Origin of the sequence: Flavobacterium sp. IMCC34852 (genome assembly GCF_030643905.1) — a bacterium.
GTDB lineage: Bacteria > Bacteroidota > Bacteroidia > Flavobacteriales > Flavobacteriaceae > Flavobacterium > Flavobacterium rivulicola.
This window is the reverse complement of sequence record NZ_CP121446.1, coordinates 357,208-378,643: the sequence shown is the minus strand read 5'-3', so window position 1 is coordinate 378,643 and position 21,436 is coordinate 357,208. Positions and strand designations below refer to the sequence as shown.

General features: G+C 38.0%; 15 protein-coding genes. 3 read left to right on the top strand and 12 right to left on the bottom strand.

Features of this window, described 5'->3' with window-relative positions:
- Positions 1-5: 5 nt before the first annotated feature.
- The 7 genes from P7V56_RS01620 to uvrC form a co-directional block, all read right to left on the bottom strand.
- Positions 6-941, bottom strand: a complete 936-nt coding sequence (locus P7V56_RS01620; RefSeq protein WP_171221416.1) for a tryptophan 2,3-dioxygenase family protein — start codon at positions 939-941, stop codon at positions 6-8.
- Entirely contained in the window at positions 941-1,717 is a 777-nt protein-coding gene (locus tag P7V56_RS01615; protein WP_171221417.1) for a DUF3108 domain-containing protein, read from the bottom strand. The genes P7V56_RS01620 and P7V56_RS01615 overlap by 1 nt, the downstream gene beginning before the upstream one ends.
- A 289-nt stretch (positions 1,718-2,006) precedes the next feature.
- A complete protein-coding gene (gene hppD / locus P7V56_RS01610) occupies positions 2,007-3,167 on the bottom strand; it encodes a 4-hydroxyphenylpyruvate dioxygenase (RefSeq protein WP_171221418.1) in 1,161 nt (386 codons plus the stop codon).
- A gap of 124 nt (positions 3,168-3,291) precedes the next feature.
- Positions 3,292-4,449: a homogentisate 1,2-dioxygenase gene (locus P7V56_RS01605; protein ID WP_171221419.1), complete on the bottom strand. Its 1,158-nt coding sequence runs from the start codon at positions 4,447-4,449 to the stop codon at positions 3,292-3,294.
- A 405-nt stretch (positions 4,450-4,854) separates the two neighbouring features.
- The gene (locus P7V56_RS01600; protein WP_171221420.1) at positions 4,855-6,336 is read right to left on the bottom strand and encodes an amino acid permease; all 1,482 of its coding nucleotides are present in this window, start codon (positions 6,334-6,336) and stop codon (positions 4,855-4,857) included.
- Positions 6,337-6,425: 89 nt separating this feature from the next.
- Positions 6,426-8,639 carry a patatin-like phospholipase family protein gene (locus P7V56_RS01595; RefSeq protein ID WP_171221421.1) on the bottom strand — a complete coding sequence of 738 codons (2,214 nt, stop codon included), beginning with the start codon at positions 8,637-8,639 and terminating at the stop codon, positions 6,426-6,428.
- A gap of 9 nt (positions 8,640-8,648) precedes the next feature.
- Positions 8,649-10,448, bottom strand: a complete 1,800-nt coding sequence (uvrC, locus tag P7V56_RS01590; RefSeq protein ID WP_171221422.1) for an excinuclease ABC subunit UvrC — start codon at positions 10,446-10,448, stop codon at positions 8,649-8,651.
- A 105-nt stretch (positions 10,449-10,553) separates the two neighbouring features.
- Here uvrC and P7V56_RS01585 point away from each other — a divergent pair, with 105 nt between their 5' ends.
- Together P7V56_RS01585 and P7V56_RS01580 are read left to right on the top strand one after the other, a co-directional pair.
- Positions 10,554-11,792: a pyridoxal-dependent decarboxylase gene (locus P7V56_RS01585; RefSeq protein WP_171221423.1), complete on the top strand. Its 1,239-nt coding sequence runs from the start codon at positions 10,554-10,556 to the stop codon at positions 11,790-11,792.
- Complete coding sequence (locus P7V56_RS01580; RefSeq protein ID WP_171221424.1) at positions 11,785-12,351, top strand: 5-formyltetrahydrofolate cyclo-ligase; 567 nt, start codon at positions 11,785-11,787, stop codon at positions 12,349-12,351. Before P7V56_RS01585 ends, P7V56_RS01580 begins: the two co-directional genes overlap by 8 nt.
- Here P7V56_RS01580 and P7V56_RS01575 read toward each other — a convergent pair.
- Positions 12,326-12,955: a lipoprotein signal peptidase gene (locus P7V56_RS01575; RefSeq protein WP_171221425.1), complete on the bottom strand. Its 630-nt coding sequence runs from the start codon at positions 12,953-12,955 to the stop codon at positions 12,326-12,328. The two genes, P7V56_RS01580 and P7V56_RS01575, sit on opposite strands and share 26 nt — an antisense overlap.
- A 188-nt stretch (positions 12,956-13,143) precedes the next feature.
- Here P7V56_RS01575 and P7V56_RS01570 point away from each other — a divergent pair, with 188 nt between their 5' ends.
- Positions 13,144-14,388, top strand: a complete 1,245-nt coding sequence (locus P7V56_RS01570) for an LVIVD repeat-containing protein (RefSeq protein ID WP_171221426.1) — start codon at positions 13,144-13,146, stop codon at positions 14,386-14,388.
- Between the two features lie 57 nt (positions 14,389-14,445).
- Here P7V56_RS01570 and P7V56_RS01565 read toward each other — a convergent pair whose 3' ends face one another.
- The 4 genes from P7V56_RS01565 to porZ form a co-directional block, all read right to left on the bottom strand.
- Positions 14,446-14,826, bottom strand: a complete 381-nt coding sequence (locus P7V56_RS01565; protein ID WP_121312043.1) for a TraR/DksA family transcriptional regulator — start codon at positions 14,824-14,826, stop codon at positions 14,446-14,448.
- Between the two features lie 12 nt (positions 14,827-14,838).
- Entirely contained in the window at positions 14,839-18,240 is a 3,402-nt protein-coding gene (gene ileS, locus P7V56_RS01560) for an isoleucine--tRNA ligase (protein ID WP_171221427.1), read from the bottom strand.
- Between the two features lie 130 nt (positions 18,241-18,370).
- Positions 18,371-19,084: a DNA repair protein RecO gene (gene recO / locus P7V56_RS01555; RefSeq protein ID WP_171221428.1), complete on the bottom strand. Its 714-nt coding sequence runs from the start codon at positions 19,082-19,084 to the stop codon at positions 18,371-18,373.
- Positions 19,085-19,111: 27 nt separating this feature from the next.
- Entirely contained in the window at positions 19,112-21,403 is a 2,292-nt protein-coding gene (gene porZ / locus P7V56_RS01550) for a type IX secretion system anionic LPS delivery protein PorZ (RefSeq protein ID WP_171221429.1), read from the bottom strand.
- Positions 21,404-21,436: the final 33 nt, after the last annotated feature.

Genomic DNA, 21,436 nt, shown 5'->3' with positions numbered 1-21,436 from the left:
CTTGCTTATAGTCCTTCGCCCCAATTTTTTAATTCTTCTTCACTCCACAATTCAGGGAAAAATATGCGGCGTTGGTATTTGGGATGCATGTATTTTTTCCAATCGCTTCCGCCGGTAGCTTCGCCTGAACCTTGACCGCTTTCGATGTATTTTTTGGCGGCGTTTAAATGACCCATTACCCAAGTGATATTTACGGTGTAATCGTAATGGCGCATGGCTTTAACTAATTCTGGATTTTGTTGGTCTTCTGACGGAAGTTGTTTGAATTTTTGCCAAATATTGATGGTGTTGTATTCTTCCATGTATCGAAGAAACTCTTCGCGGTATTTTCTTTCGAATTCTAAAATCAGGTATGATTTTTCACCGGTTTGATAATCTTTTCCGGCGGCTTGCCAATACAAGTGTTCGAAAGCATGAGAATAAGGTGTATTTCGGTCAATAGTTGCTCGGAATCTGTAATCAATTAAGTTGATTAAATCCGTTGAAGAGAATTCTATCAAGCGATATTGTGCACTTTGAAATCCGCTGGCCGGAGTTAAAGTGTTTCTGAATTTCATGTATTGTTCTACTTCCATTCCGTCGCCCATAATATCGAAAGAAGTGGTAAGCATATCAAAATAGCGGCTGATTCTTCGAAGTTTTTCAGTAAAAAAATCAGTTTTTGGTTTTTCGTTGTGACAAAGTTGTTTTATTTCCCATAAAATCATTTTGAATAACAATTCATTGACTTGATGGTACATAACAAAGACCATTTCGTCGGGCAAAACAGTTCTTTGGGTTTGCAGATTCAGAAGCGCATCGGTTTGAATATAATCCCAATAGGTTATGGGTTTAGCCCAAAGCAAACCTTCGAGATGGGTTTCGGTTTTTTGGTTTATGGCCTCAAATTTTTCTTCTAAATCAGTTAGGACTTGGTTGTAGTTTGTTGTTTTGTTGTTCATTATTTTTTTAATTTAACCATAAAAGGATTTTTTAATCCCTTGAAGCCGTCCAAATCAGCTTTGATGGAGCCAACGGCTAAACTGGCTTTGATTCGCAAAGGTATTTTATTTTCGTCATCGGATACCCAAACGGTCAGACTTTCTTCTTCTTTAAATACTCTACCTGATTGTACAAAAGGTCTAAAGATCATTGTTGATGCCGTTCCGAATTTTGTTTTTAATTGCTCTCTGCCGATAAATTTTAATTTGAATTTAAAAATTTCATCATCAAAAAACATATCTACCACGACAGATTCTCCCACTTTAAGCTTATCAATATTGGGATGATTTCTCAAATAATAAAAGGTTGATAAAATGTCTTGCACATTTTCAGTAACGGCAAATGTTTTTTCGGTATTGTTTTTATAGTTTTTAACCAATACTTTGTTAGTGGCCTGATTAAAAAAACCTTCCTGATTTTTAGTATAACCGCCTTCGTCTATTTTTCGGACAAATTGGTAGGGTTTATTGGTGATTTTGTCAAAATAAGTTTCGTAGTTGTCATCTACTTTGAAAAAGAAGCGGGACATTCCTACGGTGTAGCCTTTACCAATAACATGATATACCTTTTTATTTTCTCTAACGGCTTCTTTGATTTCCAGCGTAGCATATCCGGCGTTGATGAATCCGTAGTGGATTCTGAACTTGAACCATTCGCCAACGTCATAGGCCTCCGGTTTTTGAGTATCAAAACTGACAGTGATAAAAAACAAAATTAAAACGATAACTTTTTTCATTGAATTGTGATTTTTTAAAACTGTGATTGCAATATCTGTTCCAAAAGTATTAAAACAAAAAAACCCAATCAAATTAATGACTGAGTTTTTATGCTATTAACCAACCAAAAAACTATAAATTATGAAAATTTATCCAAAAGTTGAGGGAACCACCCCTCTTTTTTGATGCTGCAAAGATAATTCAACCAGTTGCATTATTGCAAGCAAAAAATCAACTTTAACAATAAATTAATAAAACACAGGTATTTTTAAGGCTATTTTTTAAATTATGTTTAACAAATTTTAATTTTTACAATGTTCCTCGCAACATTTGTTCCCTTTCGATAGATTCAAATAAAGCTTTGAAATTTCCTGCGCCAAAACCTCTGGCACCCATTCTTTGAATGATTTCGAAGAATAAGGTTGGTCTGTCTTCAACCGGTCTCGTAAAAATTTGTAATAAGTAACCCTCATCATCTGCATCAATCATAATCCCTAACTTTTGAAGTTCATTGATGTCTTCTTTGAATTTGCTCATATGGTCTTTCAATCTTTCCGGAATCGCATCATAATACGCTTGAGGCGGCGTGGTTAAGAACTCGATTCCTCTGGCACGCATATCGGCAACGGTAGTGATGATATCATCGGTAGCAACTGCTATGTGCTGTACACCGGAACCTTCATAGAAATCTAAATATTCTTCGATTTGTGAACGTTTTTTCCCTTCTGCCGGTTCGTTGATAGGAAATTTTATTCTTCCGTTACCATTGCTCATTACTTTTGACATCAAGGCAGAATATTCGGTAGTAATTTGTTTGTCGTCAAAGGAAAGGAAGTTTACAAATCCCATTACGTCTTCGTACCATTTTACCCAAGTATTCATCTCGTTCCAACCTACGTTACCTACCATGTGGTCTACATATTTTAAACCAACCGGCTTCGGATTGTAATCGGATTTCCATTCTTTGTAGCCCGGTAAGAATGCACCATGGTAATTTTTGCGTTCTACAAACATGTGAACGGTTTCACCATAAGTATAAATTCCGGCGCGAACTACTTCGCCGTGTTCGTCTTTTTCTACGGTGGGTTCCAGGTAAACTCTGGCGCCACGTTTGATGGTTTCTTCAAAGGCTGAGCGAGCATCTTCTACCCATAAAGCAATAATTTTTACGCCGTCTCCATGTTTTTTTACGTGTTCACCAATAGGAGAATCACTATTCAGCGCGGTTGTTAATACCAAACGGATTTTGTCTTGTTTTAAAACGTAAGAAGCGCGATCTCTCATTCCGGTTTCAAGTCCGGCATAAGCGTGTGATTGAAAACCGAAAGCGGTTTTGTAAAAATGGGCAGCTTGTTTGGCGTTACCCACGTAAAACTCTACATAATCGGTTCCTAAAAGCGGCAGAAAATCTTGTGCGCCTTCGAATATTTTTTCTAAACCGTATTCTACGGATTTTATTTCTTTACTCATGGTATTTGTTTTTGTCACGAATGCAAGGTTTTTGTATGCTTATCGTGAAGTTGTTTGTTTACTTTTTTTAGCCCCGATTGCAGCTGGCTACCATGTAGCGCGGAAAGCGGGAAACAGCTCCTAATTATTCTAACCAAGATTGATAATACTTATCGTCGGCAATTTTCATGGCTTCTTCGGTGACCATTAACGGTTTGAACGTGTCTACCATTACGGCCAATTCTTGGGTGTCTTTTTTACCGATACTTCTCTCGGCAGCTCCCGGGTGCGGACCGTGTGGAATTCCGGCCGGGTGAAGTGAAATGTGTCCGGCTTCGATATCGTTACGACTCATAAAATCGCCATCGACATAGTACAATACTTCATCAGAATCGATGTTGCTGTGGTTGTATGGTGCCGGAATGGCATCCGGATGGTAATCGTATAAACGCGGTACGAAAGAGCAAACCACAAATGCATCGGTTTCAAAAGTTTGGTGTACCGGAGGCGGTTGGTGGATTCTTCCGGTTAACGGCTCGAAGTCGTGGATTGAAAACGCATACGGATAATTGTAACCGTCGTAGCCAATAACATCAAAAGGATGTGTGGCATAAACCATATCGAAAATTTCGTCTTTCTTTTTTACTTTGATGACAAATTCTCCCTTTTCGTCATACGTTTCTAATTCGTATGGACGACGGATATCTCGTTCGCAGAACGGGGAATGTTCTAATAACTGTCCGAACCAGTTTCTGTAACGTTTTGGGGTATAAATCGGTCGGTGTGATTCTACGATGAACAAGCGATTGTCTTCGGTATCAAAATCTATTTTGTAAATGATACCTCGTGGGATGATTAGGTAATCTCCGTATTTGAAATCAATATTGCCCAACATGGTTCTCAATTTTCCGGAACCTTTGTGGATGAAAATCATTTCATCGGAATCGGTATTTTTATAGAAATACTCGGTGGTTGATTTTTTAGGTGCGGCCAAAACAATGTGACAATCCGAGTTGGTTAAGACGATTTTTCGGCTTTCCAAAAAGTCGTTTTCAGGATTGACCTGAAACCCGCGAAGGCGATAGGATTGAATGTTATTGGCTTTTGAAATCTTGGGTGCTACGCTGTATTGCCTTCTGATTTCCTTGACTTGTGTTGGACGGTGTTCGTGATAAGAATTGGTAGACATGCCGTCGAAACCAACGGTACCGAACAATTGTTCGTAGTACAAATCTCCGTTAGGTTTGCGGAAGATGGTATGTCTTTTTGGGGGAATATTTCCCAATTTATGATATAGTGGCATAATCTTTTAATTTAGCTTCGCTCAGTTCGGGCATTGCCCTCGAGTGAAAATTTGAAAATGAAATAATTTGAAAATGAATTCAAATTTGTAATTATTCGCATAAAAGAAACTTCGCTCACTCAGGATTTCTCTTGATGAGGAATTTTAAATGCGCCAATAAATCTTGCCAAGCCGAAGTCATGTCTGAGAGATTATTTGTCTTTAAGATTTTTACCTACAATGATTCCCATGCCAAAAGCGGCAATAATGGCCAATAGTATTATCATAACATGATTTTTTGCTATACAAATATCGTAATAATATAAATTCCAAAAATGATAATTATCAAATTTTTAAAAAAACAAAAAAGGATTAAAGCATTTTGAGTGATACTTTAATCCTTTTGAGGTAAATTTTATAATCGAATTATTCTTGATTATTTGGGTTGTTCAGCTTGCTTCTTTTTTTGCTGTAACCAAAGTAAACAATAAAGCCTAGGGCTAACCAACCAAGTAGTCTTAACCAATTGGTCCAACCTAAACCATAAATCATAGCCAAGCAAACTAAAATTCCTAATATTGGTACTAATGGTACCAAAGGTGTTTTGAATTCACGTTTCATATTCGGCTCTGTTTTTCTTAAAACAATTACAGAAACACAAACTAAGATAAAGGCGAATAGGGTTCCAATGCTGGTCATATCACCTACAATATCTCCGGGAACAAAGGCAGCAAAAAGGCCTACAATCACAAGGATAGCTAAGTTGGCTTTGTATGGTGTTTTGTATTTAGGATGTACTTCGCTGAAAGCTTTTGGCAACAATCCGTCATTACCCATAGAATAGAAAACTCTCGATTGGCCTAATAACATTACCAAAATAACAGAAGAGAATCCGGCTAAGATGGCCACAGTAACAAACTGACCTAACCATTCGTAACCCGGCATTGCTGAAGCAATGGCATTGGCAACAGAGGCTTCTTTTCCTCCTGTTCTGAAGAATTCTACTGATTCTAAACCGGTTAAAACGTGTGCAAAAAGAATGTACAAAACGGTACAAATAGCCAATGAGCCTAAAATACCGATTGGCATATCGCGTTTTGGATTTTTGGTTTCCTGAGCGGCTGTACTCACGGCATCAAATCCGATGAAAGCAAAGAATACTGTTCCCGCAGCACCGAGAATTCCTAAAATACCACCATAACTATGTCCGATTCCATGTTCATCAGTAAAAACGCTTGGTTCAGGAATGTAAGGCGTATGATTGGCATCATCAATAAAACTCCAACCAAAAACAATAATCATTACTACAATAGCCACTTTCACAACGACAATGATTCCGTTTACAAAAGCGGATTCTTGTGTTCCTTTGATTAGAAGTAAACTAATGGCTCCAACAATAAATAAAGCCGGTAAATTGATGATTCCGTTAACGCCATCTACAGAAGTTTGGAAAGGGGAATGACAAAACTCATACGGAATTGGGCTCACATGGAGCACATTGACCAGCAGGTTGTTGAGGTATTCACTCCAAGCAATACCTACAGTAGCTGCTCCAACAGCGTATTCTAAAATTAAATCCCAACCGATGATCCACGCCAAGAATTCACCCATAGTGGCATAGGTGTAAGTGTAAGCACTTCCGGCAATGGGAATAGAAGAGGACAATTCGGCATAACATAATCCGGCTAAAGCACAACCGATAGCGGCTACAATAAAACCAATGGTTACTGAAGGTCCGGCATTTTGAGCAGCAGCAGTGGCAGTTCTAACGAATAAACCGGCGCCAATGATAGCTCCGATTCCCAAGGCAACCAAAGACCAAGCGGTTAATGTTCTTTTCAATCCTTTTTCAGATTCTGACGCTTCTGCTAATAATAGCGCCATGGGTTTTCTTTTCCAAATTGACATAAATAGTTCGTTTAGTTAATAGCTTTCAAATATAGTTTTTTATGTTTCACGTATTGCAAAAATATATTTTTTGAGATGGAATTAAAATTTTAGAACCAAAAACCGACGCTGATAAAAGTATAGCCTCGGGTAAGTTCGGGCGACCAAGTATATTTTACTTCTACCGGACCGATGACTGATTCCAAGGCATAGCCAATGGCATAACCGTTGTAGGTGGGTTTGGAAAGCCAATTGCCTGTTCGGAACAAATCATCTTCCACATTGGCAAAATTGGCGGCAAAATTGATGTGGTTTTTTTTGAAAAACTCGTAATCAAAAGTAATACAAGACTTGATATAGCTATCAGCAGCCAAACTCAAAAAATCATAACCATAAAAATGTTTAAAGTTGTTGATTGTGTTGTAGCCATAACCACCAAGCACAAAATCAAAAAAGTGGACACTGTCATTGCCAAAAACAAATCCTAAATCAGATTGTAATTTGACCGTCGCTTTTTTGTAGAATGTTTTCACAATTCCAATTTCTCCTTTGGCGATGGAATACCGATTAAATTCTTGGGTATAATCGGAAGAATAGATAAATGATTGGATATCCCCTGAGAAGAACCATCCCTTTTTGGGGAATAATTTGTTGTCAAAAGAATCATATTTCATATACCCAAAAATGCTGGTGTAATTGCTTTTTTCGAAAGTTGGATTGGTTTCTCCCAGATTTTCGGATCTAATTTTCAGGTGTTTGAATTCCAATCCGGCGCCAATGAGAAACTTTTGTATAAAAACGGTTTGCATATAAGCTTGGTTGGTGAAATCTGAAAAGTCAATATTGATAGAGCTCAAACCCAATTGGCCTAAAACTTCTCCGTCTCTGAAATCGGTTTCTACATTGCGATTGAATTGATTGAATCTGGATTTGAGCCCGAAACTCCAATAAAATCCATTGTCAATATAGTAATCTAAATTGTAGCGAATATTATCGCCAAGTCCAACGTCAAGCGAAACAACATCGTTTTTGAAAAGCGACTTTTTCTGGGTAATGTTGGTCAATAATGCACTTTTATACAAGCCGTCGTAATGCAAACCAAATTTCAAAAAAGTTTTGGTGGTGTTTTCGGTCAGGTTTAATTTCAATTCATCGGCACCTTGATAAGGCTCAATGGTATAACTGATTCGGCTGAAATTTTGGGTTGCATTGATATTATTGATTCCGGTTTTCAAATCTTCGTAACTGATTTTTTTTCCGTTTTTAAAGCGTAGTTTACCCAATACATAAGCTCTGGTGTAATTGTCCAATTTGTTTAAACTGATGCTTTTTATGAATAAGGTGTCGTTATCGGTTAAGTGATTATTGAGTTTGAATTCATTTTCCGGGTTGGACAACTTTTTTATTTTATCTAATTCGAGCAACGCGGCTAATTCCCCTTTTTTGATGATTTCACGTCCTTGATCAAACGAAATCACGCCATAATTGGAAATGTCGGGTTTGATATAAATATCAGTGATTTTCTTTTTATCGTTCATGCTTTTGATCATGTCCAGGTTAGTGATTTGTACTAAAATCCGAGTAGCATCTTTCAACGCGTCACGATCTTTTAAATCATCTTGAACATCAACCCCAATAATAATGTCGGCACCCATTTTACGAACCTCTTCTACCGGATAATTGTTAACCACGCCGCCGTCAATTAAAACCCTGCCGTCAATTTCTACAGGAGAAAATAAGGAGGGAAAAGCAGAACTCGCTAATAAAGCTTGCGCCAAATAACCGTCTTTTAAGATGATGGCTTCTCCGGTTTCTATATCAGTGGCTAGGCATAAAAAAGGAATCGGGAGTTCGTCAAATTTTCTAACATGTCTGACTTTATGCGTTAGTTTTGACAATAAATTATAATTGTACATTCCTTTGGAAAGCGCAATGGGAATGCCGATTTTGAATTTGTGGAAAGGCAATGAGATAGCATACATTTCGTCATTTCGCTTCTCATAAAAATTTTTGGAAGAACGCGGAATGTAATCTTGCAACAATTCGTCAAAGTTAGTGTTGTAAAAAATAGAATCGATTTGAGCCGCGCTGTAACCCGACGCATACAAACCACCAACTACTGCGCCCATACTGGTGCCGCCGATGTAATCTATTTTAACTCCGGATTCTTCTAAAACTTTTAAAACACCAATATGAGCAAACCCTTTGGCACCGCCGCCACTAAGCACCAAACCGATTTTTGGTCTTTTGGCTTTAGTCGAATCTTGTGCCACAACCACTTGAAGAAAAAAGAGTCCAACAAGAAGTAGTATAGTTTTTTTCATAAATTGAGACTAGGATTTACCAATGTTGTAAAATTCGGAAATTTTTTTGGCTTTTGAGGCACCAATAACCTCAGAAATTTCTTTTTCGGTGGCCAATTGCAATCTTTTAACACTTTTAAAATGTTTTATTAAAGCCAACATGGTTTTTTCACCAATTCCCGGGATGGTTTCCATCGAAGTTTGCAAAGCCGATTTGCTGCGTTTGTCCCGATGATGGGTAATTCCGAAACGATGCGCTTCGTTGCGCAAATGTTGGATGATTTTTAAAGTTTCCGATTTTTTGTCCAAATACAAAGGAACTGAATCGCCGGGATAAAATAACTCTTCCAGTCTTTTGGCTATGCCAATGATGGCTATTTTACCACGTAAACCTAAATCGTCAATACTTTTTAATGCTGAAGATAATTGTCCTTTGCCTCCGTCAATAATGATGAGTTGTGGTAGAGGTTGCTTTTCGTCTAACATGCGTTTGTATCTTCGGTAAACGACTTCTTCCATTGAGGCAAAATCATTCGGTCCTTCAACAGTTTTGATATTGAAATGGCGGTAGTCTTTTTTGCTGGGCTTTCCATCTTTAAAAACCACACAAGCCGAAACCGGATTAGTTCCCTGAATGTTTGAATTGTCAAAACATTCAATATGTCGCGGTTCAATTGAAAGCCTTAAATCCTTTTGCATTTGTGCCATAATGCGGTTAGTGTGGCGTTCCGGATCAACGATTTGAATTTGTTTCAATTGTTCCAAACGCTGGTATTTGGCATTGCGCTGCGACAGTTCTAAAATTTGTTTTTTGTCCCCCAATTGTGGTACGGTGACTTTTATTTTGTCGCCAAAATCGAGTTCAAAAGGCAAAATAATTTCTTTAGTCGTCAGGTGAAAGCGTTCTCTTAATTCAACAACCGCTAATTCTAATAACTCTTCATCGGTTTCGTCTAGCTTCTTTTTGATTTCCAAAGTGTGCGAACGGATAATGGCACCGTGAGAAATTTGTAAAAAATTGACATAAGCCATCGTTTCATCAGAAACAATAGAAAACACATCCACATTAGAAATTTTCGGATTCAAAATCGTGGAGCGTGATTGATAGTTTTCTAAAACTTCAATTTTTTCTTTGACTTTTTGGGCAGCTTCGAATTTCATTTCCATGGCCAATTCCTGCATCAGTTTTTTGAAATCGCGCAAACTGTCTTTGAAATTGCCTTTTAGGATTTCGCGAATGGCATCGACTTGTTTTTGGTAATGTTCCAAAGTTTCATAGCCTTCACACGGACCTTTACAGTTGCCGATATGGTATTCCAAACACACTTTGTATTTCCCCGACTTGATATTGGCTTGGCTTAAATCGTAGTTGCAGGTGCGCAACGGATACAGTTCTTTAATTAAATCTAAAATCGTGTTGACTGTTTTGAAATTGGTGTACGGGCCAAAATATTCCGAACCGTCTTTGACCATTCTTCGCGTTGGGAAGATTCTGGAAAACGGTTCTTTTTTGATGCAAATCCAAGGATAGGTTTTGTCGTCTTTGAGCAGTACATTATAACGTGGTTGCAGTTTTTTGATGAGGTTGTTTTCCAACAAAAGCGCATCAGCTTCAGAGGTAACGACTATATGTTTGATTTCCACTATCTTCTTGACCAATACATTCGTTTTGGCATTGTCGTGGAGTTTGTTGAAATAGGAGGAAACCCTTTTTTTTAGGTTTTTGGCTTTGCCCACATATAAAATTTTCCCGTCTTTATCATAATATTGATAAACACCCGGACTATCGGGCAAGGTTTGGAGTTGGAGTTCTATAGATGGGATTTCCATAAAAACAAAGTTAACGGAATTCTACTTAAATACAAGAGGCGTAAAGCCTAACATTTATCATGTTTTTTCCTGGGTCAATCCTTTAGCTTTGCCAAAAAAATAGGGATGAAATTCTGGAAAAAACTGACCAACAACGAAAGAAAAGAGCGCATTGAAAAGGCATTACACAACAATGTCAATTTTTCAAAAGACACTTCCTTGGGTTATCCTGCATCAAAATTAGACAGCAGAGTATTTAACGATGACGCGCCATTTTTAAAAGACGCGCCTATTTTGCAAACATATGTAGCGAATCCGAATAACATTGGCTGTCACACTTTTGGGACTTCAGAGAAAGCCTTTAACGGAACACATGATATAGAACGTGAAGTGCTGAATGTGATAGCCGTGGATATTTTTAAGGCAGAGCCGAATGGTTTTGACGGTTACATTTCACCCGGTGGCACTGAAGCCAATATTCAGGCCATTTGGATGTTCCGCAATTTTTTCATGAATAATTTGGATGCCAAAGGAGAAGAAATTGCCATTGTGGCTTCAGAAGACACGCATTATTCGATTCCGAAAGCGTCTAATTTATTACAACTCGATTGGCTGAAAATTCCGGTTGATTTTGATACGCGTGCAATTGATAAAATCAAGTTGGAAGAAATAATCCTCAAGGCTAAAAACAAAGGCAAAAAGTATTTTATTGTCGTTTCAAATATGGGCACAACGATGTTTGGCTCAGTAGACAATCCGGAAGAATATATCACTGTTTTTGAAAAATACAATTTGCATTTCAAACTTCATATTGACGGTGCTTACGGTGGTTTTGTTTATCCGTTCAGCAACCAGCAATCGGATATTAATTTTAGTAATCCCAAGATTAGTTCCATCACTATTGATGCCCATAAAATGTTGCAAGCGCCTTATGGGACAGGCGTTTTTATTTGCCGAAAAGGCTATATCGAAAACGTGTTAACCAAAGAAGCGGAGTATGTAGAAGGAATGGATTTAACGTTGTGCGGTAGCAGAAGTGGTGCCAATGCCGTGGCGGTTTGGATGATATTATTTACTTACGGACCTAATGGTTGGTTTGAAAAAGTAAGCGTGCTGCAAATGCGAACCCAGTTTTTGTGTAACCAATTGGACGCGATGAATATTCAATATTTCCGCGAGCCGTATATGAATATCGTAACGATTAAAGCCGTATACATTCCGCAGGAAATAGCCGTGAAATACGACTTGGTACCACAGCAACACGACGAAAACAACAAGTGGTACAAAATTGTGTTGATGGATCACGTAGAAGTAGAACATTTGACTACTTTTATAGAAGATTTGATGGCTATCAATTATGCTTAAAAAAGACTTACGAAAAAAATACAAAGAACTAAGACAGCAACTTTCTGAAGAACAAACGGAAGATCAAAGTTTGGCCATCGCCAATCGCTTGTTGCAATTGGATGTTTGGGATAATACCTATTTTCATTTGTTTTTGACCATAGAAGAGCAAAAAGAAGTAGACACCGAGTTTATCCTGCAAATTTTAGCCGGAAAAGACAAAGAAATTGTGGTGGCCAAAAGTAATTTTGACACTCTAGAAATGACTCATTATTTGCTTACGGATAATACCAAGTTTCAAAAAAACGAGTACAATATCTACGAACCCGTAGATGGAATAGAAGTCCCAACTTCAAAAATTGACGTGGTTTTTGTCCCGCTTTTGGCTTATGATACAAAGGGAAATCGAGTGGGTTACGGAAAAGGATTCTACGATAATTTTTTATCGAAATGCAAGGAAGATGTAATCAAAGTTGGATTGTCGTTCTTTGAGCCTGAGGAAAGCATAGAGGATGTTTCAACAACTGATATTCGACTAGACTATTGTGTAACGCCTATGACTCTTTATAGTTTTCGATAGCCGTTCCTTTAGCGAAAGCTTTTTTGTTGAATACAATCAAAATACCAACACCGGTTGATATCGCCACATCAGCTACGTTAAAAATGGCATTGAAGAATTTGAAAGGTTGTCCACCCCAAATAGGCATCCAATCCGGGAAATGACCTTCGAAGATTGGGAAATACAACATGTCTACCACTTTTCCATGAAACCAAGTGCCATAAGGATTCTCTGTAAATAATGTGGCCACCTGATTATAGCTATGGTCAAAATAAACCCCATAAAAAACGGAATCAATAATGTTTCCGGCAGCACCGGCAAATATCAAAGCAATGGCGACCATCAAATATCTTGAGCTGTGCTTTGTACTGGCATCATACAACCAATATCCTATTCCGAAAACTGCCAAAATTCTAAAAAGAGTTAGAAACAGTTTGCCGTTTTCTCCCGGAATTTTAGTTCCCCATGCCATTCCTTCATTTTCTATCAGCAATATTTTAAACCAATTGGCTACGTCAATTTGACCTGCTTCACCATAAACAAAATTGGTTTTAATGTAAATCTTAGTGAATTGGTCCACCAATAAAATAATAGCGATGATTAAAATGGAATTGCGTAATGACATTCTTAGGGTTTTAATGGCGCAAAAATAGCAATATTATTATACAAAAAACATAATATTTTTATAGTTATAATTCTCATTCCATACAATTTACCGCTGATAACAAAAGAATTACTAATTTTACTGATGGAAGCAACCCAAGCGGTTTTTTCACATCCTATGAAACAAACCATAACCAATAAACTATTGACATGAAAAATATTTATTTATTGACCCTTTTTGCATTGTCTTTTTTGTCCTTTTCTTGTGATAATGACGATGCTGATGAGCAGGCTAAATTTGCTGTTCCGGTGATAAAATCATTGACTGAAATCAGAGCTGACATTTCGGTTACTGCTGCCAGACAAACCCAATCGAACGGAAAGATTTATGTGGCGGAAAATTATCTTTTTTACATTGCCCAAGAATCCGGGGTGCATGTTTTTAACAATTCGAATCCGGCGTCGCCTTTGAATATTGCTTTTATCAATTTGGAAGGTGTTCACGATATTTCGGTAAAAGGCAATTACCTTTATGCTGATAACTTTGTAGACTTATTGGTTTTTGATATTTCCGACATTCAGAATATCACCTTGGTCAGAACTATTGAAAATTCTGTAGCTTTTTCTCCGACCTATCCTGAAGATGCAGAGTTTTATGATTACACGGTTTACCCGACAGGAGATGAAATCATAACCGGTTTTTCCATTGAAATGAAAGACCGACCCGAAGGACAAGATCTGATTTTGGCCGGTGATGCCTTAGCTACTTTTGAGAGCTCTAATGCTTCTCAGGTTGGAACAGGCGGTTCTTATGCTCGTTTTCAAATTAATAATGATGCCCTTTACACCATTGATGCTTATAAACTAAATGTTTTCAATATTTCGGATCCGATTAATGCTTTTTTTGATAAAGAAGTGTATATGACCCAATGGTTTGGAGGTGGCGAATTTGAAACCTTATTTATACAGAAAGATATTTTATTCGTAGGTTCTACCACCGGAATGTATACGGTTGATGCTGAAGATGAATTCAACCCCTATTTTGTTTCAGGATTTTCGCACGCTACAGCCTGTGATCCTGTGGTGGTTTATCTAAACACAGCTTATATTACGGTTCGCGGCGGTTCAACTTGTGGCGCTATTGACGACCAAATCAATCTTATCGATGTCACTGATATTGCCAATCCAACTTTGCTTTCCACTTATTTATTGGATGAGCCATATGGGTTAGGGATTAAAAACAACGTATTGTATGTGGGTTGCGGCGCGAATGGATTAAAGATTTTTGACGCAGTCAATAGTGCTAATTTGACTCTGGAAAACACTTATCCCGGAAATGTAAAAGATATTATTCCGTTAGACAGTCACTTGATTGTAGTAGGGGATAATCATATCAAGCAATACAATTACGGTCCGAATTTCACTTTAACACTGATAAGCGAAATAGATTTATAATTAAAAAAGCCTCGAGAAATCGAGGCTTTTTTATACTTAGTAAAGTACAATCGTATCTTATCGTTGTAAATTTTTAGCTTCAATGCTCATCGTGGCGTGAGGAACAATTTTTAGTCTTTCCTTGGAAATTAGTTTGCCGGTTACTTTGCAAACGCCGTAGGTTTTGTTCTCAACACGAAAAAGGGCATTTTTTAAATCGCGGATAAATTTTTCTTGGCGTATAGCTAACTGTGAGTTGGCTTCTTTTGACATGGTTTCGCTTCCTTCTTCAAAAGCTTTAAACGTTGGCGATGTATCATCGGTACCATTGTTTAAATCGTTCATATAGGCGCTTTTTATCAAGTCTAAATCGGCTTTGGCTTTTTCAATTTTTGCTAAAATAATTTCCTTGAACTCTGCTAAATCAGCATCTGAGTATCTTAATTTTTCTTCTACCATAATCTTTCTTAATTATTTAGAAATTAATATTCGTGTTTTTATCTCGTCAAATTCTATTTCAGTACCATTGGAAACTTCGTTGTCTAAAACTAAGGTTTCGGTTAAGGTTTCTGATTTGATATAGTTTTCGTTTTCTTGAATGGCTTTCGCCAAAATGTCATTATGTTGTAACTGAACTTTAATTTTGTCGGTCACTTCAAATCCGCTGTCTTTTCTAAGGTTTTGGATTCGGTTGACCAATTCTCTCGCGATACCTTCGTTTTTCAATTCTTCGGTCAGTGTAATATCTAACGCAACAGTTATACCATTAGCATTGGCTACTAACCAACCCGGAATATCTTGCGAAGAAATCTCAACATCTTCTAAAGATAAAATTATACTTTTTCCCGAAATAACAAGCGTTAGTTCGCCTTTGGCATCTAATTCGTTGATTTGTTCCGGTGTAAAATTTTGTATCTCTTTGGAAATCAAACCCATGTCCTTTCCGAAACGCGGTCCGAGTGCTTTAAAATTCGGTTTAATTTGCTTCACCAAAACCCCGGAAGCATCATCTAAAAGTTCAATTTCTTTGACATTTACTTCGGCTTTTATCAGGTCGGAAACGGCCTCGATTTCAGCACGTTGTTGCTCGTCAAGTATTGGTATCATTACCTTTTGCAAAGGTTGACGCACTTTGATCATCTCCTTTTTGCGGAGCGATAAAACGAGTGACGAAACAGTCTGTGCTTTCATCATTTTACTCTCGAGCGATTTATCAACAAAGTTTTCAACTGAATTTGGAAATTTCGCCAAATGTACTGACTCAAATTCCTCTGTATGTGTTGCCTGCGTTAAGTCTCTGTAAAGTTTGTCCATAAAGAATGGCGCAATTGGCGCAGACAATTTGGCTACGTTTAACAAACAAGTATAAAGGGTTTGATAAGCCGCAATTTTATCGGTGCCGTATTCGCCTTTCCAGAATCTTCTTCGGCACAAACGAACGTACCAATTGCTCAGATTTTCCTGAACGAAATCGGAAATTGCACGAGCAGCTTTGGTTGGTTCGTAATCGGCGTAAGCTTCGTCTACGACTTTAATTAAGGTGTGCAATTCGGATAAAATCCAACGGTCGATTTCAGGTCTTTCGTTTAATGGTACTTCAGCTTCTTCGTATTTGAAACCATCGATGTTAGCATACAAACTAAAGAACGAATAAGTATTATAAAGTGTTCCGAAGAATTTGCGTCGCACTTCGGCTACACCTTCAATGTCAAATTTTAAATTGTCCCAAGGATTCGCATTGGCAATCATGTACCAACGTGTTGCATCCGGACCATATTCTGCCAATGTCGTGAACGGATCCACGGCGTTGCCTAAACGTTTAGACATTTTTTGACCGTTTTTGTCTAAAACTAAACCGTTCGAAACTACATTTTTATAAGCAATTTTATCAAAGACTAAAGTTCCAATGGCGTGTAAAGTATAAAACCAACCACGAGTTTGGTCAACACCTTCGGCTATGAAATCGGCCGGAAAATCTTTATTTTCGTCTATTTTATCTTTATTTTCAAATGGGTAATGCCATTGTGCATAAGGCATTGCGCCACTATCGAACCAAACGTCAATCAAATCGCTTTCGCGTTTCATCGGTTTGCCTGATGGAGAAATCAAGGTGATATTGTCGACCACATTTTTGTGTAAATCCACCAAATCATAATTCTCCTCGCTCATGTTTCCGATTTCGAAACCTTGGAACGGATTTGAGGTTTCTACACCGGCAGCAATGGACTTTTCTATTTCGTTATACAGTTCTTCTACCGAACCTATAATCATTTCTTCTTGTTTGTCTTCTGTTCTCCAAATTGGCAACGGAATACCCCAATATCTGGATCGCGATAAGTTCCAATCGTTGGCATTTTTCAACCAGTTTCCGAAGCGACCTTCGCCGGTGGCTTTTGGCTTCCAGTTGATGGTATCATTCAAATCAAACATTCTGTCTTTGATATCGGTTACTTTGATGAACCAAGAATCTAACGGATAATATAACAATGGTTCATCGGTTCTCCAACTGTGTGGATAACTGTGAACGTATTTTTCAACCTTAAAGGCTTTGTTTTCTTCTTTGAGCTGAATAGCAATTTCTACATCTACAGAACGCTCAGGAGCAGTTCCGGCGTCGTAGTATTCATTCTTTACGTATTTACCAGACAAATCGCCCAAACCTTGGATGAATTTTCCTTGTAAATCTACCAACGGTACCGGATTTCCGATTTCGTCTAAAACCAACATTGGCGGTACTTCCGGTGTTGCTTCTTTAGCCACTTTGGCATCATCGGCACCAAAAGTCGGCGCAGTGTGTACAATTCCGGTTCCGTCTTCGGTAGTCACGAAATCTCCTGAAATTACCCTAAAGGCATTTTCCGGATTTTGATATGGCAATACCAATGGCATTAGCTGTTCATAACGGATTCCGACTAAGTCAGCACCTTTGGCTTCGGTTAAGATTTGGTATGGAATTTTTTTGTCTTCGGCTTTGTAATTGGTAAAATCGGCCTCGCTTTCTGCTTCGAAATATTTACCGGCAAATTGTTTTCCGACTAAATTTTTGGCCAAAATCACATTAACCGGTTCGAAAGTGTATTGGTTGAAAGTTTTCACCAAAACATAGTCAATTTTTGGCCCGACTGTCAATGCTGTGTTACTTGGCAACGTCCATGGTGTAGTTGTCCAAGCTAATATGTGAATATCACCAAATCCTTGAAGGAAGCTTGGTAATGATTCGTTTTTGGTTTTAAATTGAGCTACAACGGTTGTGTCAGTTACATCTCTATAACTTCCCGGTTGGTTGACTTCGTGTGAAGATAATCCTGTTCCGGCTTTTGGAGAATACGGTTGGATAGTATAGCCTTTGTACAACAAACCTTTGTCATAGATTTGTTTCAATAGCCACCAAACACTTTCCATGTATTTGGATTTGTAAGTCACATACGGATCTTCCATATCTACCCAATACCCCATTTTTTCGGTTAGGTCATTCCATACGTCGGTGTAACGCATTACGGTTCTTTTACACGCTTCGTTGTATTCTTCGATGGAAATGGTTTTTCCGATGTCTTCTTTGGTGATGCCCAATTCTTTCTCGGTGCCTAATTCAACCGGCAAACCGTGGGTATCCCAGCCTGCTTTTCGTTTAACTTGGAACCCTTTTTGGGTTTTATAACGACAAAAAATATCTTTGATGGCGCGTGCCATTACGTGGTGAATTCCGGGTAAACCATTTGCAGACGGCGGACCTTCAAAAAACACATAAGGTGTAGCACCTTCACGAGAAGTTACACTTTGCTCAAAGACGTTATTTTTTTTCCAAAAATCAAGAACTTCCGTGGCCACAGTTGGCAAGTCAAGTCCTTTGTATTCAGTAAACTTAGTACTCATTTTTGTCATTTTCTTAAATCAGGTTGCGAAAGTAAGGAATTTTGAATAAAAGAGAGAAAAGAAGCAAGAAAAAAGAGGGCTGAGACGTGTTTTTTAAGAATAATTAAAAACAGCCTTCGTTTTTGGAAGATTAAGCAAAAACTTCCTTCAAAACTTCCAGCGATTTAGGTTTTTTGAAACCGTCGAGGTGAATGGTGTAGTAGTCTAGTAAGATTTTGAGTAATATTTGGCGTTCGATACCGGCAAAAACCTTTTGGTTGCTGTCGAATTTTAAGGAGATAAGTTTTTTGAACAGATAGGTTTCGTGTTCACTGAGACAGCTTGTGCCTAAAAACGGAGTAAAAATACCGTCATTCATTTCGAAATATTTGCCTTCAATTTCGGATGTATCGGGGTAAAATCCCAAGAATTTGGTGAATTCCAAAAGCAGAATCAGGTGAAAGTTGGCCGTTTCTTCATGATTGTCGAGCCAAAGTAGGGCCGATTCTAAAAATAGAAATAAGTTTTCATTTTTTTCCTCTTCCTGTATGCTGTGGTGGAGCATTTCGGAGAGAAAAATAACGATGGTACTTTTGATGATGTCGGTATTAATAGTTTGATAAGCGTGAGCTAATTTGATTTCTTTGAAATGTTCCAGAGTGCCTTTGTTCTTGTGGTTGGCTTCGATTTCAAGTAGCGTCAACGGTTGGAAATAGGCAATCTTTTGGTTGGATTTTTTGGTCGAAAAAGCACTTTGCACAAAATAACTTTTTAGTCCGTCACTTAGAGTAAAACACTTCACAATCAGACTTTTTTCCTGATATTTTAGAGAAGAAATGACAATCGCCTTGGTTTTGACCAACATTGGAACTTGGGATTTTAAGGTTGGATTTTACCTGATAATCATCACTTTTTTGACTGTGGTTTCTGAGGCATCTTCGGCGGCTATAAAAATCATGTAAACACCGGAAGCGACTTTGTATTTGCCAAAAGCAGTAGTATCCCATTCGATAGTTCCGCCTTCTGAAGTAGTTTCGTAAACCAAATTGCCTTCGATATCGGTGATTTTGATATTCGCATCGGCGATTAAGCCGGCTATTTTGACCGTTCCGACAAATTCAGGGCGTACCGGGTTTGGGTAAACATATACGTTTTTTAAATCGTCTGCCGGTTTGGTAGCAGTGCCTTGAAAAGAGACTAATCCTCTATCGGTAGCAAAGAAAACTTCTCCGGTTTCGGGATTGATATCGATGTCATTGATGACATTGCTGGGTAATGGGGAATTGTCTTTGGTGAAATGATAAATCGTTTCTTGTCCGTTAGGAGAAAAAAGAAAAACACCCGAATCGGCTGTACCAATCCATTTTTCATTTGAGCCGTTGACTACTATATCCGTAATAAATTGTTCGTATAAAAGTTCTTGTGCTAAATCATCTTCCAAAATAATGATGGCGTTGGCGCGCATTTGGGTTGTGCCATTATAACTGCTGGCGCTTGGTAATACGCGTAGCCCTTTGTTGGTACCAATCCAAACTTGATTTCGGTTGTCAATGGCAATGGCTCTTACGTCTTTTGAGGGAAGGTTACCTACTTCAGCACCTTCGGTTATTTTTTTAAAGACATTGGTATTTTCATTGAAGGCAATAACACCATCCAAATAGGAAGCAATCCATTTGGTTCCACTGTTGTCAATGGCTATTTTGTTCAAATGACTAAAACTGAAATTATCCAGGATATCATCCATGTTATAGGATTGCCATTGGCCATTAGTTCGGAGAACATTAAGTTGTTTTTGAACGTTGCTGTTGGTTACCCAAAGGTTTCCTGTTCGGTCAAAAACGGATTCATTTACCCTGATACCGGTTGTGGTTGCATTGTCTAAAGATTGTAATGAGCTGTTGGATGCGTTGTAAAGAGTGGTGGGAATGTCATTGGCAACTTCCAATAAACCATGGTGATAAGAGCCAATAAAGACTTGATTTTCGTTGTTGGGATTTATGGTTACTTTAGTTAAAGATTTAGCGCCTAAAACTTCGCTGTAAGGTATATTAAGCCATCCGGTTTCGGTGTATTTGCTTATTCCGAATGAAGCCAAATCAAAACCAACAAAAGTGTACGGATTATAAAAAATGTTGTAACCACCATATGTTGCCCATAAAGAGGAAGACGAGCTGTCTATGGCAAACATGTAATTTCTGATTGGTCCGTCGGGCATTATGAATTCAAAGTTTGTGGTGTTACTTAATGGTAAAGCCAGCAATCCGTTTTCTAAAGTTCCGATATAAATGGTATTATTGATTACCGTCCCGCAGGTAAATGAGACGGTTGGCGGAGAGATTTGTGCGTTCTGAACGTGAGCTATTTGGATTAAATCGGTATTGTAAACAAATACGTGGTTAGGAGAGGTGATGATTAAATGATTTGGCGTAGCCCTGATATCTAATCCGGGTTGACCTATATCAGTTAATTCCTCAAAAAAAGTGCCGTTGTATTTGTAGGCCTTGTTATTAGCATTTAACCCAATTAATTGGTTGTTGAAGGTAACTAAACCGGTCCAAAATCCACCGTCAAAGACTTGCCATTGTGCGTAATCGTTTAGGTTGGGGTTTGTGATTAAAGCTTTTCTGATACCGTGGTTTTGGGTATCGGCATAAATTTCACCATTGTAAATAGTGGTTTGATAAACTTTTATTTCCTGACCGTTTGGTCCGATAAAATAAGTATCTCCAAATTCTAAGGTAGCCAAATTGTATTGTACGATGCCAAAATCACAAGCAACATAAACAATTCCGTCTAACTCCATAAAATGATTGACTTTTTTAATATTGGCCGGGATGTTTTTATTGATGATATCTACTACATTCAACATTGATCCGTCGGTGTTGTTAATTACAATTATCAATCCGGTTTCATAGCCTACAATGGTTTTGTTAAAAGTGTCACTGTGATAGAGTGCAGAGATGGTTTGTCCCGATAAGCCATCAATAGAGTTTATAGTTTGGAGGTTATTAGTGACTGTGTTCTTAATGAACAGGGCATTTTCGGCAGCGGCATAAACCTTGTTTTCGGATTCGGAGAGATCTTTGATTTGGTTGTATGAAAAATAGCCTTTCCAATTTTGGTTTTGTTGCGCAAACCCAATTTGGAAGACAAGGATCAACAAGCATAACAGGCATTTTTTCATTTGAGAATAATTAGCATACAAATATAGTATAAA

Excerpts from the sequence above, each read along its gene's own strand:
- P7V56_RS01620 (WP_171221416.1), bottom strand. The coding sequence starts at position 941 with ATGAACAACAAAACAACAAACTACAACCAAGTCCTAACTGATTTAGAA.
- P7V56_RS01615 (WP_171221417.1), bottom strand. The coding sequence starts at position 1,717 with ATGAAAAAAGTTATCGTTTTAATTTTGTTTTTTATCACTGTCAGTTTT.
- hppD (WP_171221418.1), bottom strand. The coding sequence starts at position 3,167 with ATGAGTAAAGAAATAAAATCCGTAGAATACGGTTTAGAAAAAATATTC.
- P7V56_RS01605 (WP_171221419.1), bottom strand. The coding sequence starts at position 4,449 with ATGCCACTATATCATAAATTGGGAAATATTCCCCCAAAAAGACATACC.
- P7V56_RS01600 (WP_171221420.1), bottom strand. The coding sequence starts at position 6,336 with ATGTCAATTTGGAAAAGAAAACCCATGGCGCTATTATTAGCAGAAGCG.
- P7V56_RS01595 (WP_171221421.1), bottom strand. The coding sequence starts at position 8,639 with ATGAAAAAAACTATACTACTTCTTGTTGGACTCTTTTTTCTTCAAGTG.
- uvrC (WP_171221422.1), bottom strand. The coding sequence starts at position 10,448 with ATGGAAATCCCATCTATAGAACTCCAACTCCAAACCTTGCCCGATAGT.
- P7V56_RS01585 (WP_171221423.1), top strand. The coding sequence starts at position 10,554 with ATGAAATTCTGGAAAAAACTGACCAACAACGAAAGAAAAGAGCGCATT.
- P7V56_RS01580 (WP_171221424.1), top strand. The coding sequence starts at position 11,785 with ATGCTTAAAAAAGACTTACGAAAAAAATACAAAGAACTAAGACAGCAA.
- P7V56_RS01575 (WP_171221425.1), bottom strand. The coding sequence starts at position 12,955 with ATGTCATTACGCAATTCCATTTTAATCATCGCTATTATTTTATTGGTG.
- P7V56_RS01570 (WP_171221426.1), top strand. The coding sequence starts at position 13,144 with ATGAAAAATATTTATTTATTGACCCTTTTTGCATTGTCTTTTTTGTCC.
- P7V56_RS01565 (WP_121312043.1), bottom strand. The coding sequence starts at position 14,826 with ATGGTAGAAGAAAAATTAAGATACTCAGATGCTGATTTAGCAGAGTTC.
- ileS (WP_171221427.1), bottom strand. The coding sequence starts at position 18,240 with ATGAGTACTAAGTTTACTGAATACAAAGGACTTGACTTGCCAACTGTG.
- recO (WP_171221428.1), bottom strand. The coding sequence starts at position 19,084 with ATGTTGGTCAAAACCAAGGCGATTGTCATTTCTTCTCTAAAATATCAG.
- porZ (WP_171221429.1), bottom strand. The coding sequence starts at position 21,403 with ATGAAAAAATGCCTGTTATGCTTGTTGATCCTTGTCTTCCAAATTGGG.